13 protein-coding genes are annotated in these 17,452 nt (G+C 38.9%); 2 read left to right on the top strand and 11 right to left on the bottom strand.

The features are described from left to right. Positions 1-89 precede the first annotated feature (89 nt). Genes ABS768_RS15935 through ABS768_RS15925 form a run of 3 tightly spaced genes read right to left on the bottom strand, consistent with a single transcriptional unit; the run spans position 90 to position 5,781 of the window. Entirely contained in the window at positions 90-1,178 is a 1,089-nt protein-coding gene (locus ABS768_RS15935) for an efflux RND transporter periplasmic adaptor subunit (protein WP_408075942.1), read from the bottom strand. Position 1,179: 1 nt separating this feature from the next. Beyond that, the gene (locus ABS768_RS15930) at positions 1,180-4,413 is read right to left on the bottom strand and encodes an efflux RND transporter permease subunit (RefSeq protein ID WP_408075941.1); all 3,234 of its coding nucleotides are present in this window, start codon (positions 4,411-4,413) and stop codon (positions 1,180-1,182) included. Positions 4,414-4,425: 12 nt separating this feature from the next. Next, positions 4,426-5,781, bottom strand: coding sequence for a TolC family protein (locus ABS768_RS15925; RefSeq protein ID WP_408075940.1), 1,356 nt, complete (start codon positions 5,779-5,781; stop codon positions 4,426-4,428). Between the two features lie 192 nt (positions 5,782-5,973). Between ABS768_RS15925 and ABS768_RS15920 the strand changes: the two genes are divergently transcribed. Beyond that, the gene (locus ABS768_RS15920; protein ID WP_408075939.1) at positions 5,974-7,002 is read left to right on the top strand and encodes a sensor histidine kinase; all 1,029 of its coding nucleotides are present in this window, start codon (positions 5,974-5,976) and stop codon (positions 7,000-7,002) included. After that, complete coding sequence (locus tag ABS768_RS15915; RefSeq protein ID WP_408075938.1) at positions 6,999-7,715, top strand: LytR/AlgR family response regulator transcription factor; 717 nt, start codon at positions 6,999-7,001, stop codon at positions 7,713-7,715. The genes ABS768_RS15920 and ABS768_RS15915 overlap by 4 nt, the downstream gene beginning before the upstream one ends. A 63-nt stretch (positions 7,716-7,778) precedes the next feature. Here the strand turns inward: ABS768_RS15915 and ABS768_RS15910 are convergent, their stop codons facing one another. From ABS768_RS15910 to ABS768_RS15875, 8 genes are all read right to left on the bottom strand, one after another. Continuing rightward, positions 7,779-8,108, bottom strand: a complete 330-nt coding sequence (locus ABS768_RS15910) for a hypothetical protein (RefSeq protein ID WP_408075937.1) — start codon at positions 8,106-8,108, stop codon at positions 7,779-7,781. Between the two features lie 7 nt (positions 8,109-8,115). Then, on the bottom strand, positions 8,116-8,637 hold the full coding sequence (locus tag ABS768_RS15905; protein ID WP_408075936.1) for an AidA/PixA family protein: 522 nt from the start codon (positions 8,635-8,637) through the stop codon (positions 8,116-8,118). A gap of 13 nt (positions 8,638-8,650) precedes the next feature. Beyond that, on the bottom strand, positions 8,651-9,160 hold the full coding sequence (locus tag ABS768_RS15900; protein WP_408075935.1) for an inclusion body family protein: 510 nt from the start codon (positions 9,158-9,160) through the stop codon (positions 8,651-8,653). A 12-nt stretch (positions 9,161-9,172) separates the two neighbouring features. Next, positions 9,173-10,579, bottom strand: coding sequence for a TULIP family P47-like protein (locus ABS768_RS15895; RefSeq protein WP_408075934.1), 1,407 nt, complete (start codon positions 10,577-10,579; stop codon positions 9,173-9,175). A 3-nt stretch (positions 10,580-10,582) separates the two neighbouring features. Continuing rightward, positions 10,583-12,775 carry a TULIP family P47-like protein gene (locus ABS768_RS15890; RefSeq protein WP_408075933.1) on the bottom strand — a complete coding sequence of 731 codons (2,193 nt, stop codon included), beginning with the start codon at positions 12,773-12,775 and terminating at the stop codon, positions 10,583-10,585. Between the two features lie 38 nt (positions 12,776-12,813). Then, a complete protein-coding gene (locus ABS768_RS15885; protein ID WP_408075932.1) occupies positions 12,814-14,166 on the bottom strand; it encodes a TULIP family P47-like protein in 1,353 nt (450 codons plus the stop codon). 369 nt (positions 14,167-14,535) lie between these two features. Then, on the bottom strand, positions 14,536-14,619 hold the full coding sequence (locus tag ABS768_RS15880) for a multicopper oxidase domain-containing protein (RefSeq protein ID WP_408075948.1): 84 nt from the start codon (positions 14,617-14,619) through the stop codon (positions 14,536-14,538). 210 nt (positions 14,620-14,829) lie between these two features. Further along, on the bottom strand, positions 14,830-17,340 hold the full coding sequence (locus ABS768_RS15875; protein WP_408075931.1) for a heavy metal translocating P-type ATPase: 2,511 nt from the start codon (positions 17,338-17,340) through the stop codon (positions 14,830-14,832). Positions 17,341-17,452: the final 112 nt, after the last annotated feature.

Genomic DNA, 17,452 nt, shown 5'->3' with positions numbered 1-17,452 from the left:
AAATATGTTTTAGTAACAAAATGTATAATAATTATACATAAAAAAAGGGAGCCGAAGCTCCCTTACCAAATCAACCAACCTGCCTTAAATTAATTTAAGGCTGAACCTTCTCTTATTTCTTCACTGGCAAGTTTAACCAGCTTGTCATTTACTTTTAAACTATCACTATAAATCTCTACCTTATCACCTTCGGTTCTTCCTTTTTTTACAGCAATCCTGTGGGCTTTCCCATTAACCGATTTCACCACAAAAGTTCCTTCACTGTAAGTTACTACTGCCGACTTAGAAACCACAAACGTACTGTCCGCAGATTTTAAAGGCAGGGTTACTTCGGCAACCATACCCGGTAATAGTAAAGTATTATTTTCAATATCCATCTCTACCCTTTCAGATCGTAGTCTTGCATCCAGTGCGCCCGACATCCTTGCAATTTTTGCCTTAAACGTTTGGTTAGGTAGTGATCTTACTGTAAAACTTATACTGTCACCATGTTTAAGGTAAGCCGCATACGTCTCGGGTACTGCTACCGAAAGTCGGAGTTTTTTATCGTCCTGTACGGTTAGTAACGGTAGTTCTGATCCTTTACCTGCTGGCCCCACATAAGCGCCGGTATTAATGTTACGGGCTGTTACCACTCCGTCAAACGGTGCTCTTATCTGTAAATAGCTCTGCATTATCTGTACTTCCTTATAGGCGGCTTTTGCCGCCTGAAGTTTAGCATAGTCAGAATTTTTGCGTGACAGTGCCACCTCAAGATCATTTTTAGAAATAGTACCTTCTACCTTACTAGTTTCCAAAAAGCGGTTATAAGTGCTGTTACTAGCCGTATATACTGCTTCCTGACTATGTAATTGTGATTCGGCAGCAGCCAGTTGCGAACTAATCTCAGGCGCTTCAAGATCAATAAGAAGTTGCCCTTTTTTCACTTTGCTCCCTATATCTACTCTAAGTTCTTTTACATAACTGCTCACTTTAGCATATAGGTCTACATATTGAAAGCCAGTCATTTCTGCCGGAATGGAAACACTTGAAGAAAGTATTTCTTTTTGCAGATTAAATGTTTCTAAAACAGGAGCCTTGCTTTCTGTAACGGCTTCCTTATCTGTTTTTCCGCAGCCTGCCATCAATAAGAGCAAACCCGGTAATAGTATGGTGTTTTTAACTGAATATCTTTTCATATTATCTTTCTGATGGTGATACATAAAACTTACTTTCTTCATCCTCCGGATCCAGTGATACCGACTGGGTACTTGCCTTACCCTGTGCCCAGGCAAATATTAACGGAAGGATTACCAGTACTGTAAAAGTTGAGAACATTAGTCCGCCAATTACAGCCCTGCCCAGCGGAGAAACCTGCTCACCGCTTTCCCCATGTCCTATAGCCATTGGTAACATACCGGCTATCATGGCCACACTGGTCATAATAATAGGCCTTAAACGTATGGATGCTGCCTCTCTTGCTGCCTGTAGCGCATTACCGCTAACCATGCGTAGCTGCTCGGCATTAGTTACCAGGAGTACCGCATTGGCAATAGATACACCAACCGACATAATTATACCCATATACGACTGTAGGTTAAGTGTAGATCCTGTTGCCAATAGCAGTAATAATGCTCCCAGTACTACCGCAGGTACTGTTGTAAGCACAACAAGCGAAACTTTAAACGACTGGAAGTTTGCCGCAAGCATAAGGAAGATAACCACAATGGCTACCAGTAATCCTACCCTAAGGCTATCCATAGTTTCACTTAGTACTTTACTAAGCCCTATCGGTTCTATAAAGAGTCCTCTTGGCAATTCGCCAAGAGAAGCGATAATCTTATTCACTTCGCCTGAGGCCGTACCCAAGTCGGTATGGTCTATATTGGCAGTGATAGATATGTAAGGCATAGCCCCAACGTTATCATTCTCACCATGTGTTTCGCTTTCCGTAATAGTAGCCACATCGCTAAGTACAGGCCTTGCCGAATTTCGTAATACTGGAATTTCTGAAATATCCTGCTTTGTGTTCATTTTATCTAAAGGTACCTGTACCTGTACACTGTAAGCCAGTCCGGCTTTTTCATCAATCCAGGTGTTCTTTTCGGTGTAACGCGATGAAGATGTTGATGCAATAAGTGAACGCGAAATATCACTCATATCAACCCCAAGCTGTGCCGCCTTAACCCTGTCTATATTAATATCCAGTGCCGGATAGTGAATAGACTGTGCTATCTGTACATCCCTAAAATATTCCACATCACGCATTTTTGCCATTATCTTTTCGGCATACTCCTCATTGCGTTTTTTGTCTTTACCTGCCAGCCTTATTTCTATTGGTGTAGGCGATCCCTGGCTCAATACCTTATCGGTAAGTTCTATTGGTTCGAAAGACACTCTCATATCGGGCACAGCCTTTTTGATTCTCGCCCTAAGTTCATCTTTAAAGTCATCCATATCGGCATGGTAATCTTTAAGTGATACCTGTAATACTGCCTCATGCGGACCAGCCATAAAAAGATAGATTGGATTTACCGAGAATAACGAAGGGTGTGTACCAACATACATAGATGAGATACCTATATGTTCCTGCCCTACCATGTTTTCCACTTCGTGGAGTACGGTAATAGCTTTCTCTTCGGTTCGTTCTAATCGTGTACCATCAGGAGCACGAAGCCTTAACTGGAACTGTGTAGAGTTTACTTTAGGAAATACATCCTGACCTATTACCCCCAGTATCATAACTGCTATAGCCGTTACCCCAACCAGATAGCCAATACCAATGGCTTTTCTCTTTGGCATAAGCCTGTCAATAAGCTTCATAAAGCCCATCCTGAATTTTTCAAAACGGCTTATTTTTCCGTTATCGTTATAATCTTCTCGTTCAGAGTACGCCTGCTTCTCAACAGCAGCTTCTTTCTCATTATGCGAATGTGCATGATTGTGTTTTGCATGTCCGCCTTCTTTCATTAACCAGTTGGCCATAACAGGTACAAAGGTTTGTGATAAAAGGAATGAGGTTATCATGGAGAACCCAATTGCCAGTGCAAGCGGTAAAAATAATGCTCCCGGTATACCCATCATGGTAAATGCCGGAGCAAATACCGATAGTATACAAAGTAATATCAATAACTTAGGCAAGGCTATTTCCTTACAGGCATCCCAAATGGCGAGGGCCTTGGGTTTACCCATATCGAGGTGTTGGTGAATATTCTCAATGGTTACGGTACTCTCATCCACCAAAATACCTATGGCAAGTGCCAGTCCGCTAAGGGACATAAGGTTAATGGTTTGCCCAAACAGTTTCAGGAAGAAAACACCCGATATGATTGATATTGGAATTGTAAGGATTACAATAAGTGCCGCACGCCTGTCACCAAGGAAAAGGATAACCATAAGCCCGGTAAGTACTGCCCCTATAACCCCTTCGGTAATAAGACTCTTAACAGAGTTGATAACATATACCGACTGGTCAAACTCATAACTTACCTTAACATCTTCCGGTAGGGTACTTTGTATTTTTGGCAGTGCCTTTTTAAGGTTTTTAACTACCTCCCATGTAGAGGCATCTCCTGCTTTCGCAATGTTTATGTAAACCGATCTTTTTCCGTTTACCAGTGCGTAACCTGTAGTAACATCAGCTCCGTCTTTTACGGTGGCCACATCGCCAAGGTACAGATTTTGAACTCCGCCCTTAAACAGGGGGATTTTTTCAAAATCCTTTATATCCTTTATGGTATTATTTGTTGGGGTCAAATAATTTATATCGCCTACCCTTACATTACCCGGAGGTGCTGTTTGGTTGTTTAGCCTTATGGCTTCAACAACCTGATCTGGGGTAAGGTTGTGAGCACGAAGCTGTGCAGGGTCTACATTAATCTCAATTGTCCTTGGGCTACCCCCGAAAGGTGCCGGAGACAATAATCCCGGAATTGAGGTAAACGATGAACGTACGTATACGTTTGCCAAATCCTGAAGTTCATTATTACTACGTTCCTTACTACTCAATACCAACTGCCCGATAGGTAGTGTAGACGAGTCAAAACGGATAACAAACGGCGGTTGAGATCCCGGTGGGAAAATAGCCTGTATCCTGTTTGCCAGTGCACTTAATTCGGCTGCCGCCTGTGCCATATTGGTATCTTCATAATAGCTTACTTTCATTAGAGTAAGCCCCTGAAGGTTTTTGGTTTCAATGGACTTTACGCCATTGGCAAACAACATTATATTGATATAGTTTTTTGCAAAGTAAGATTCCATCTGGTCTGGCGTATAACCTGCAAACGGGTGTGCCAGATAAAGTACCGGCATGTTCATTTTTGGCAGGATATCCACCTTAACCGTTCTCACTGCTCCAATACCGAAAAAGAACAATCCGGCAACGAGTACGAGTATGGATATGGGTTTGCGAAGTGCAAATCGGATTAAATTCATTATCTGATGCTGTTAGAATTCGTTAATAAAAAGATTGAAGTCGCCTGTTGCGGCTGCTTTCATCAGCAGGGCCTGCCACACATTTGTATAAATCACATCTCTGTCGGTCTCTGCCCTGTTTAGTGTATACAGTGCCTGTGTTACATCAACAAGGTTAGTAAGTCCGTTATTGTAAAGAGCTGTACGCTGATTGTACGCCTGCTGTGCGGCATTTACCTGTTGTGGAGCCTCATCATAATTTTGCAGGGCATAATCTATACGGGTATTGGCAGCATCAATCTGGGTTTTGAGTTCATTGCTTATGGCATTGTATTCTTGCTGTAGTCCCTGTGCTATGAGCTTTTGGGCAGCCACTTTTTTAGAAGAACGGGCTATAGTGGTGAGATTCCACGTAACTCCTACCCCCAGCAGGTAATTACTCCTAACGGGGTCTATACCATCAAAATAATTTTTGGTATAGGAGTTTTGATTTGTGGCATAGTCAGCATTAAAGCCCGAACCTCGTGACTGAAAAACACCAAACAATGAAAAAGTAGGATAGTATTCTTTTTTATATAAACTAAGTTGGCTTTTGCTTACCTCAATCCTGCTCCTGTAAAATTCCAGTATAGGATTAAGGCTGTCGCTTTGCACCTCGGCAGTTAAAAGTCCGCCCGGCACTTTAGTGACAAATGTGGTATCAATATCAAAATCCCTTGCCTCAATACCCATGTAGTTTGCCAGCTCATTATTTTGAATTTTTAGCTGTTGCTTAATTTGGTTTAAAGCAATTTTTGCTCTCGAAACCTCGGCTGCCGCAAGGGTCGAATCTACCCCCGGTAACAGTCCGTTCTTAACACGTACCGCTGCATTATGGTGAACCACCTCAGCGCGTTCAAGATTTTTTTGCTGTGAAATCATAAGCCTGTGGCTTGCCAAAAGGTTTAAATAAGCCGCTGCAATTTTTATCTTATGGTTAAATTTTTCCTGTTCATAGTCTTTTTGGTAACGTTCGGCATCGGCTTTAGCGATTTTAATACGTTGCTTGGCCCTACCGAAAGTGAAAAAGTCCCAGTTCACATTTACAAGGTATAGCGCACCAAAGGCAGCGTTCCAATTTTGTTCGGCAAGCGGAAGCCCAGATGAGGCTACCCCGAGTCCGCCAAAACCATATAGCGGACCATTTTGACCATTAACGGTACCATAGTCCTGCTGTGCCGCAAAGATTAGATTAGGCAGGTAATCCCTTTTAGCCTGTTTTACCGTTTGCTGTGCAGCATCGCTGTAGTTTTGTTTGGCTTGAATAATACCGTAGTTAGACATTCCTGTCTCTATTGCATCCTTAAGAGTGAGGGTTTGCGAATTTCCCCCTACTGAATAAAGAAGCAATAACAAGATAATTTTCCTGAAATACATTTAAAAGAATAGTTAAGTAAGGATTATTAAAAGAAATTGATTAATGCAGCACAAATGTATAATGGGCATTTGGGCATTTGCCGTTTTAAATGACGAATTGAATTCGTCATGCGTTTAAGTGTATATTTAAGTATAAGTGCTTACTTTGCAGTAAAATGTAGATTAATGAACAAGTATATAAAAAGCATTTTGGAGAAAAAATGGTGGCAGGAGCTGTTTATCCTAGTTTTCTCCTTTGTTCTTTTTACTCTTAACGACTGGATATTAATTAAGTCATGGCGCGGTGTATGGTCGGGTTGTGCTTACTTCCTGTTGTTATATTCGCACGCGCAGCTAAACAGGTTTTTCCTGCTTCCTATACTTTTAAAAAAGCACAAGCCATTATTGTATATCGTTTCCAGTTTGGCTTTACTTTCGGTATTCTCACTATTTCTCTATGAGGTTGCTACTTTATGGATTTATAAAAACTGTTTTCTGTATAAGACTTCCGAACAGAAAAGCTACATCTTTCAGGCCGCTACACTGGTAGCTACCTTAATTTGTATACTATCGGTTACCCTTATACTCAAGTTTTACCGCGACAGTAAAAAACTGGATAACGAAAAACTGCTTTATAACAGGGCTCAGCTTAACTCCCTTAAGGAGCAACTTAACCCCCACTTTCTTTTCAATACGTTTAATACATTGTATGGCATAAGCATGCAATTCCCTGAACGCACACCCGAACTTATTATGCACGTTTCACAGTTAATGCGCTATCAGTTAGAAAGCCATGAAACACAATGTGTACCACTGGAAGACGAGGTTAATTTTGTAAGCAGTTATGTAGAGTTGGAAAAAGAACGATTGGGCTACCGTTGTAACATTACACTAAACACATCCATAGATCTTGAGAATACCTATAAAATTCCGCCGATGCTTCTTATCTGTTTTATTGAGAATGCATTTAAGCACGGAACCTGTACAGCCGAAAACTGTTTTGTGGATATTGATATAAACGTGAATAGCGACAGGCTGGAGTTTATGGTTAAAAACTCTATTCCTACAAAGAAAAAGAAAATCGTTTCTACAAAAATAGGTCTTAAAAATACCAAGGAACGCCTTAAATTACTTTATGGTAACGACCACGAACTGACTATTGAGGAAAACGGCACCTACACCGTTACCCTTAAAGTTAAACTGAAAAGATTATGACAAAGGCGGTAAGATGCATAATTGTAGATGATGAGCCTGCCGCACATTATGTGCTTAGCAATTATATAAAACAAAACCCATCGCTGGAACTGGTATTTGAAGCCTATAATGGTGAAGACACTTTAGAATATTTAAAGGAAAACGATGCGGATTTGATGTTTCTGGATATTGATATGCCCGATATTACCGGACTGGAACTGCTACAAAAACTACAGCATCCTCCAAAAACCATACTTACTACCGCATATAGTGAATTTGCGTTGGAAAGCTATGAATATGGTGTTTTGGACTACCTGCTTAAACCGGTTTATTATCCGCGTTTTGTAAAGGCTATAAACCGATTTTTTGAAAACGGAGAACCACAGGGAAAACAATCTACCGAAGTTTTACCTGATAATATCAGCGTTAAGGTAGACAGTGACAATATTGACATTCCTATTGATACCATATTGTATACCCAAAGCTACGGTAACTATGTAAAAATAGTAACTTCAAAACGAAACTTCATAGCTACCATAACCACCGCGGATCTTGAAAGAAGTCTGCCTTCAGAACTTTTTATGAGAGCTCACAAATCCTACATCATCGCCATTAATAAGGTAGATGAAATGAATAAGGATTATGTAGTTATAAAACGCACTCCAATCCCCATTGGAATAACCTATAAGCGCGAAATAACCGACAGACTTAAAGACATAAATAACAATAACTAAAAAAACTACTTACTTAGTAAGTAGTTTTTTTATCTAAGCCATATTGAATTAATAAAACCAATTTTATCTTAACATATCTTTACTTAGATTATTAAGTATTGTTTCATCAAACCCCGGAATAGCCGTTTTTAAAGCTTTAACAGGATTATTAGTAAACAGAATAGCATTTTGGGCATCGGCTTCAAGCCATTTGAAAAACTGCTCATCTACTGATTTCATATATTTTAAAAAAGCATTGAGCTTTTGCTTATTCTCCTCTCCCTGTGTACCATAATCTTCGGCAGTGGGAATAGTATCTCCCATTGGTTTAAAACCAATATGTACAATTTCTTTATTGTTTCCCGAAGAAGCTACCGATGTTTTTAATTGTACTGTTCTTTCATTAGTATCCATAATTTGTTTATTTAGTTATTTTAATAAAAGGATCCCAGTAATAATACCCCAAAGGATTATTATCCCTATCCAAAATCATAAAGTAAAAAGTATAGGTTATTTCCCCTTCACTTAAGGAGGTTGAAGACCAAAAATAATTTTCCACTTCCTGAGTTTTTGGTACTGTAGGGTTACTCATATCAGGTAACGGAACCTGTACTTTGGCCAATAACGGTACCGGTGTGGATATTATAGGATCGCCGTTTTTTAATTCAAATTTGTATAATAAGCTATAATAAGAACTGTTCATTGAGAGTGTTGTAGACCGCCACCTGATTTCATCAAGTGTTTTAATATTAATTTTCAGTTCTTTAGAAGCCTGTCCGAAATCTACATACTGAGAATCGGTTACAAGATAAATTAAAGGTTCCGGGACTACAGTAGGGTTATCAGCAGTACCTTTTGGATACTGCTGAACTAAAGTTTCTGCATCCACAATCATTAGAATATCAACAATACCCTGATTATCATTTACTGCCTTAGCACCCATAATTTATAAGGTATTAATCTGTTATCTGGATATACGGATCCCACCAGTAATATCCCTGAACATTACCCGACCTGTCTACAATCATAAAGTTAAAATGGTAGATAACATTACCCGGATTTAAAACGGTAGAGTTCCAGAAATAAGTTTCTATTGTTTGGGTTTTCGGTACTGTTGGGTTAGACGGATCTGGTAAAGGAACCTGATCTTCCGCAAGTAAAGGTATAGGTGGTGAAATTAAATCTCCTCCTGAGGTCGCCACAAACTTGTATAATAATGCCGAATATACCGCATTAAGAGATAAAGATGTTTCCCTCCACCTAATGGTATCAAGAGTTTTAGCACCAATTTTAAGCTCATTCCCTGCATTCCCTGATACTGCATCAGCGCTTTTTGTAATCATGAATATTAGGGAAGCATCTGTAATCTGTACCGGATTATTAGGATCGGTATTAGTGCCAAATTTACTTATTATAGTTTCTGTATCAACTGCTATCAATACGTCTATTATTTCCTGTGTTGCCATAATAATTGTTTTTTAAATGAATAAAGGATCGCCTCCCAACTGCATTGAGACATTGAGGCTGGCATAATTGAGTTTAAAATCAGAACTGTCTGTCCATTTTATAGGACTTACAGCATTAATCAACAATAAATCTATTGCAGGAGATGTATCGGTATTTACCGCTTTAATCACATCAGGAACTATCATATCAGCACCTAAAATTAGTCCTGCAATAAGCCCGCCTACAATTAATGCCGCACCACTGGTTACAATAGCAAGTATTATTAATGCTACTGCAGCTACAATGGCTATGATTATTTGGGTTATTATTGAACCTTCTGACTGATGAATATTATGCACAATATCTGCCGGTTGCGCTTCAATAAACTTTAATGTCTGCCCTTTATCTGAAGTTCCAAGTTCAATTTTATACCAGTTTGTTGCCGTACATTGAGCGGTTATACCTGCTACAATTTCTGTTTCGGTATAACTTTGTAATGTTAGTATCTGTCCGTCAGACTCTACACTTAACTGTTTAAGCACAGGTTGGTAAGTAGAGCCATCGTGATCTACAGGCTGTATATTTACCGAGACACCTTCTTTTAGATAAAGCTTTGTTCCGGCATCATTTAAAAGAAAGTTATCTTTATTAAGCCCCGGATAAGCCTGCTCTATAGCCGGCCTTACCAAATCAGAAAGGGTTCTTTTTTGTGAAACCAAAAAACCGGCCTTACTTTTTTCGGGAATAATATCATTGGATACCTGATTAGCCAATTCATCCCCGTTTCTGTCTCCAGTCATGGTTAAAACTCCCAAAATACTATCATCAAGCGTTTTACCATCTAAAAAAGCATAACCGGTATAGTTAGGAGTAACAAAACCCCACTTTCCCTGATCTATCATCCTGTCCAGGTCTACCACGCTGAAAATGTGGTTAAACTCTTCCAGGTTCTCATTAAGCCAGTTTTTTAAACCTTCCTGAATAATAGCCTCAGAAACGGTTCCCAAATCTTTACTTAGTTCTAAAGAGACTAATACCGCTGCGGGTTCTGACTCTGAATCACTCGTACTTTTTACAATTAATGCCTTTGGGTTACTTTTTACACCATCTGCCGCAGCTGTTTCGTTATGGGGTACATAGTGCATATTTACTTCCATTACAGCTGTACCCGAATCGCATTTAACCACATTATTATTGCTGGTATAGGTCAACACGATATTAGACAAGGGTATTGTAAAACGAATGTTTTTGCCGGAGCCTCCTTCACAAATCTGCCAATTACCAAAATCAGATGTTAGTGAAAAACTACTTTCACCATAACTGAATTTTTTAGGTGATGACTTTTTGTCTACTATAGCCTTATTAGCATCTGGCACAGGGATACCGAAAGAGGTATCCCAGCCAAATGTATATACTGCTTTGCCATCAGTATCTGTCATAACTTATTTATTTGAAGATTGTGTTTTCAAACCAATTTGTAAAGAAGCTGCTAATGCTGCCTTTTTCAAATCGTAAGAATCTACACCAGGCCAGCTGTATGGGTAAATTGCTGTATTTGCAAACTCATCAAAGCCGGGAACCTTTTCCCATTCATTTTTAGCCATAGCTTCCATAATAGCCTCTATAGCTGCCTGTCCTCCTACAACCGCTCCTACTGCTCCTGCAATACCTCCTAAAACTTTCCAGCGCGTAGCTGTAAAAGCATTTTTAAAGGCCGGCCATCCTCCTCTTACCTGTTCTGCTCCGTTTAACAGACCATTTGTCTCGTTAAGTTCCTGATCTACATCAGATATTTCTTCCGTAGCCTCTACAAACTCTTCTGTTGTAATTACAGCATTACCTGCATCTTCAGTAACCTCTACAATAGAAGCTGCTGCTCTTAATCCATCAATTACCGGTGCAATGGCGGCAACTAAACCAATGGCTGCCAAAATAGAATCTTCTACAATTCCTACAGTAATGGCTACTTTTGTTTTAGTCACATTAATAGTCATGTCTTTAGTGACCTTGTCAAAATAGAAAATTTGCTTGTTTTGAACCTCTTTTAACCCTAATGATACCTGTTCTGTATAATTAATATGTACATCATACTCCCAGCTTTCAGGATATAGCAGGTCTATAAATTGTATTTCCAGATAGCTGTTATCAAGGCTCATTTTAAATTGCTTAGCCTCTATTGTAACAATGATTGAGGTATACATATCAATTTTAGTGTTGTCTTTAGGGTTTACCTCCAATAGGTATACTGTTTTTTCATCTGAACTGGAAAGGTACCAGTTCATTCCCTTTTGTGTCATATGAGCACTAAAACCTTCTACCATAATTCCCGGAACATAACTTCCTCCTCCATTAGGATTTCCAACCCATTGGCCTTTCAGGTCGGCCACCATTTTTTCAGGAAGCTGGTTATTATCCAATTGAGAAGCATATGATGATGAAACCGAATACATAGGCTTATCATCTTTTTTAAAGCGTCCCCAAACAATTTTCTTATTATTAGTAACAGTAAGTCCGTCGTTACTAATATCAAATGAAGATTCGGGGGCATTATCAAATACAGTACGGGCACCTGCCAACATCATGTTTTTCATAAATGAAGTACCACTGATTAAGAAACCTGCATTAACACCATCTCCGTTAGGAATAGCATTTGGCGAAACCTGATGGCTAGCCGGTGCCGGGTTACCCTGTGTCATGGTAAGTACACCAAACACACTGTTTTCCAAAGTTCCGTTATCAGTAACTGCATAACTGGTGCCTGTTGGTTTTAACCAGTGATAGTTATCTTTTTCAGAAAGGCTCGGACTTAAATCAAGGGAACTGAACACATGGTTAAACTCACCAATATTAGTATTAAACCATTCGCTTAATAAATCCTGTAGTACTGCAGCCGCTATACCTTCGGTTTTATTATTTTTAATGGTTACAATAACTACAGCCGGTTCCTGTTGACTTATTGACTCTTCCAGAATTTTCAGGTTATTTTTCCATGCATCTTCAAACTGATAAACCTGTAAAAACTCGTTATCAAACTTATCTGTATAATAAAAAATATAATAATTAACCTTACCATCGGTAATAACCCAATCCTCATCCTGATTAATTACAGATGCTGTAGCCGATGAAGAAAGTGTTTTCCCGTTTTTCTTAAACTGGGCAATAAGTGTATCATCAAGCTTATTGTTATTAAGATCATTTTTAATGGTACTTACTGTATCATTATCACCAATAGAAAAGGCAAACTGATCGGGATCAGGAACCCACTGCATACCTACTTCAATTACTACCTCATAGCCGGTTACGTCATATTGTTTAGACCCTGAATTAAATGTACCACTTACAAAAGGACATCCCATTCTTATGTTTTTACCGTCACCGCCAATGGTTAACTGCCATGGTCCTAACTTACCGTCAAGTTTAAACGATGGATCATCACTAGCAGCCTGCAAAACATTTTTTGCTTTGTCATTCACTTTGCTCCAGCTATCAGATATAGCTGTATTGGCATCATTAAATCTAATTGCAAATACAGTATCCCAGTCGTTTGTATCTGCATTTTTATTAACAGGCAGTTGTGTAACTACCTCTGGGATAGGCAAACCTGTTGTGGCTGTTGCTGTTGCTAATTCACTCATAATGTTTAGTTTTTAAGTTGGATTTAATTTTTATTTTTTTAGTTAAGATTTCCATATACATAGAGAGCACCATTTAAACCGGCTGTACCGGGTTTAAAACTTTGTCCGTCTTTTGTTGACCAGTTAATAAGGTTGGCAAGATTAACCATTGAATTAGAGACAGAATCTCCTAATTTGTCGTTTATATTACCCATACCAACATTGTTCACATCATCAGAAAAATCATTTATAGAGTCTACTATAAATGATATAAGTCCCGGTAATGAAGTAATACCCACAACTACAAGTAATACCCAGTCATACCATGGTATTTCCTGATTATGATGTGTTACCGGATGATTATCTTTTTGAAAACTTATCCGATCGTTTTTATAAACAAGGGGATTAGTATTTTCGCAACTCCACGAATAACTGGCATTAGGAAGTTTACTCAGCCCAAAGAAAAATTTAAGTGGCCCGCCACCTGATGTTATGGTTTTTAGACCATTACCCGAATCACTCGTTGTAAGTTTAAATGAACTTGCAGTTATATTCCCTTTACTCGTTTTTACATTGAAGTCACCTTTATTTGTTATAGTACAGCTTTCATCTGTGCTCACATTAAGATTAAAGTTCCCCCCAGGGAAAGTATCTTTTATAGATGGTAAAACAACATGTTGGAAAAATGCCTCCTGAGAAACCAGTATAACAGAGTTGTTACCTTCTGTAAGTGTTTCAGAGTCAAATGCGGGCGATTCGGGCCATGCCTTATCGCTTAACAGACATAAAAAACAAAGAGCATCATACGATTTCCCTGTACTATAGTAATATTGCCATTTATAAGGTGTTAACCAGGAACCTACATTATTAGGCTTAGGGAACACATCGGCAAAAATAAAGTTGATTTTGTCCTTGTTTTCAAATAAAATGTTTGCTGTATAAGTCCTTATAAGTCCTGTGCCAATAGTATCCAGTCGTTTATCAGGATCAAGTACATTTACTACCGCAACATACCCTGAAGTATCAGGATCATTTGTCATTGTAGGAGAGAAAATTAGCTTGGTAAGGCTACCGCTTCCTTTGGTCTCCTGAATATCTCCCGAACCTACCCATCCTAAAGTAACCTCTATTAATACAGTTACATTAGTTAGATCGTAGCTATTTGATATAGGCCCTTCAATTGACATAAAACCATCTGAAAAGGGTACCGAAAAACGTAACAAGCTGTTTTGTCCACCTTTTATTATTTGCCAGGGAGCCATTTTTCCGTCTAACGTTATTGTCGATCCGCTTTGTGAATCTTTCCCTGAATACTTTAGTTCAAAATCAATATTCTCTAAATTATCTTTTAGTATTTTGTTTACTTCATCTGTTGAAAGTGCAAAAGAATAATCGTAACCGTAAGTTCTCATGTCTGTATATTTTTATAGTGATTATTGAGTGAAGAAAAAGGCTCTCTATTAAAAGTTTAGCCTGTCAGAAAAAGACATATACAAATTTTCGAATTAAAACCCATACAACTATGCGTAGAACTACCTGAATTTCAAATATTTAAAATCCAAGTACTATTACTTGAGAAAAAACAGACCTATTTTAACCAGTAAAAATCAACACTTATAATTAATAAAAAAGCAGGGGTACAATAGCTTAAACTACTGTACCCCTGCTTTTTTATTTTATATTTTTCTAAATAGTAATTATTATATTCTAATAGGTAAAAGTAACACCTCTACCTAAGCCCATGTCACTGTCATAATATGCAGAAAGCGACCAGTATTTAGTTAGCACATATCTAACTGTTCCTGTAACATGCCATGAGAGTGGTACCAGTAGGTACCACTCTGTTTTAGGGGGAATTTATAGATGTGTACAGTATTACTCTTTATGGGGCAGTAGTTAAATAAGGTACACCATCCTGTTCGTTTTGCAGGAGTATCCCGTACCAGTGTATAGATATTTAGTGCTTTGCATTATTATACACACGTATAACAGCAGTATCACCTTCTATAAAATGCAGGTCGCATACGGGAATTATAAAAACAACTCCATAGCTATTTGTTTTAATTTCCTCATGATTAATGTAGTTTCAGGTTTTTAATTCGTAAGGAATTCACAATCACCGATACCGAACTAAGGCTCATGGCCAGTGCCGCAACCATTGGTGAAAGTAATATTCCTAACAGCGGGTACAACACTCCTGCCGCAAGCGGGATACCCAGTGCATTATATACAAAGGCAAAAAACAAATTCTGTTTGATATTACGCATTACGCCTTCGCTTAACTCCCTTGCTTTTACAATACCGTGAAGATCGCCTTTTACTAAAGTAATTTGGGCACTTTCTATAGCTACATCTGTTCCTGTTCCCATAGCAATCCCTACATCGGCTTTAGCTAGTGCAGGGGCATCGTTAATACCGTCTCCCGCCATAGCCACAACTTTGCCCTGTTCCTGTAGCTTTTTAATTTCATTAAGCTTGTCTTCAGGCAGGCACTCGGCCATAAAGTGTTTTAACCCTAATTCATCGGCTACAGCCTTTGCGGTGTTTTTATTATCGCCCGTAAGCATTACCACATCAATACCCTGCTCCATTAAGGCTGCAATGGCTTTTTTACTGGTTTGTTTAATGGCATCGGTAATGGTAACAAAACCTTCTACTTTGCCATCAATACTTATGTAAGATACCGTTTTGCCCTGCTCCTGCTCGCCTATTACCTGTTGTACTACCTTATCACTAACAGTTGCATTTATTTGCTCCAATAGCTTTTTATTACCTATGGCAATATTTTTATTATAAATAGTACCTGTTACACCTTTACCCGAAACAGCTTCAAAATCTTTAACCGGACTTAGCTGTGCTCCCAGCTTATCGGCATAATTTACTATAGCCTGTGCTAACGGGTGTTCACTCTGCTGGTTTAGCGAAGCGATAATACCCGAAAGGTGTTTTTCATTAATGGCACCAACAGTAACTACTTTTTGTACCGATGGTTTCCCTTCGGTAATGGTACCTGTCTTATCGGTTATCAGTACGTTTACCTTAGCCATGTTTTCCAGTGCTTCGGCATTTTTAATTAGTACTCCGTTATGAGCTCCTTTGCCCACACCAACCATAACCGACATAGGTGTGGCAAGCCCTAAAGCACATGGACACGCGATAATAAGTACTGCAACAGCATTAGCAAATGCAAACACATAAGCCTGTTGTGATCCAAATATAGCCCAAACTATAAAGGTTATAATGGCAATACCTATTACAATAGGCACAAAATATCCCGAAATGGTATCTGCCAGTTTTTGTATTGGCGCACGCGAACGGCTGGCATCGTTTACCATATGTATAATTTGTGAAAGCAGGGTATCTTTCCCTACCCTTTCTGCAGTCATTAAAAATGATTTTGAACCGTTTATAGTTCCCGAACTTACTTTGTCCCCCTCATTTTTACTTACGGGGATAGGCTCTCCTGTAATCATGGATTCGTCAACACTACTACCGCCTTCCTTAACTACACCGTCTACAGGGATTTTCTCTCCGGGTTTTACCCTTAAAACGTCTCCCTCTTTTATATCGTTTATATCAATTACTTTCTCTTTACCATCAATTACTATCGTAGCTTCTGTTGGCGAAAGTTTCAGCAGTTCCTTAATTGCGGTATTGGTATGGCTGTGTGCCCTCGCCTCAAGCAACTGTCCCAGTAAAACTAATGTCAGGATAACGGTTACTGCTTCAAAATACAGGTAAACACTCCCTCCGTGTCCCTTAAACTCATCGGGAAAAGCTGACGGAAATAACAACCCTAACACGCTAAAAATGAACGCGGCGGCAGCACCCACACCAATAAGACTGAACATATTTAGTTTCCATGTTTTAAAAGAAACCCACGCTCTTTCAAAAAACATCCAGGCGGCATAGAACACAACCGGAAGTGACAAAGCAAACTGGATCCAGTTTGAAACCGTATGCGACACATATTTTGAAATAGGATTACCCGGAATCATTTCTCCCATGGCAATTACAAATACCGGAATAGTAAAAACAAGCGCTATTTTAAACTTCTTTACAAGCATTTTGTAGATTTCGTCTTCTTCCTCCTGCGGTTCTAACGGAACCAAATCCATACCACAAATAGGGCATGCCCCGGGTTCATCCTTTATTACTTCAGGGTGCATGGGGCATGTATACTGTTTTTTCTTTGGGGTAAGGTCAGGGGCTTTTTCAAGGTTCATTCCGCAATCAGGACAGCTCCCGGGTTTATCATACGTTTTGTCACCTTCGCAAAACATAGGACAATAGTATTTACCATCCTCAACCTTATGTGAATGATTGTGATTATTGTGGTTTTTATGTTCGTTATGATGATGATTTTCATTTTCCTCTGGTGGCTCTGTACTTATAGTATAATTACCTGCCTGAGATAGTTTATCCTGAAGTTCTTCAAGAGGGATATGCTCTTCCATAGTAACCTCGGCAACCGGAGGATTAAGCGATACCTGTGCTTCAATTCCTTCTATTTCATTTAAGGTTTTTTCTACTTTGCCACGGCAGCCGTTACAGCTCATACCTTGTATGCTATATGTATGTTTCATAGTGTGTTATAATAAAAAAATGATACCTAAAGTATTAATATAAAGGTACCACTTATCAGAACAACAGCTTTTATGTAATTTTTGGTTTATTCTTTAAAATTTACGCAAAAAA

The organism is Flavobacterium rhizophilum, from assembly GCF_046000485.1.
Classification (GTDB): Bacteria; Bacteroidota; Bacteroidia; order Flavobacteriales; family Flavobacteriaceae; genus Flavobacterium; species Flavobacterium rhizophilum.
Note: the sequence above shows the minus strand (reverse complement) of the source record. Positions and strands in the feature narration are given on the sequence as shown.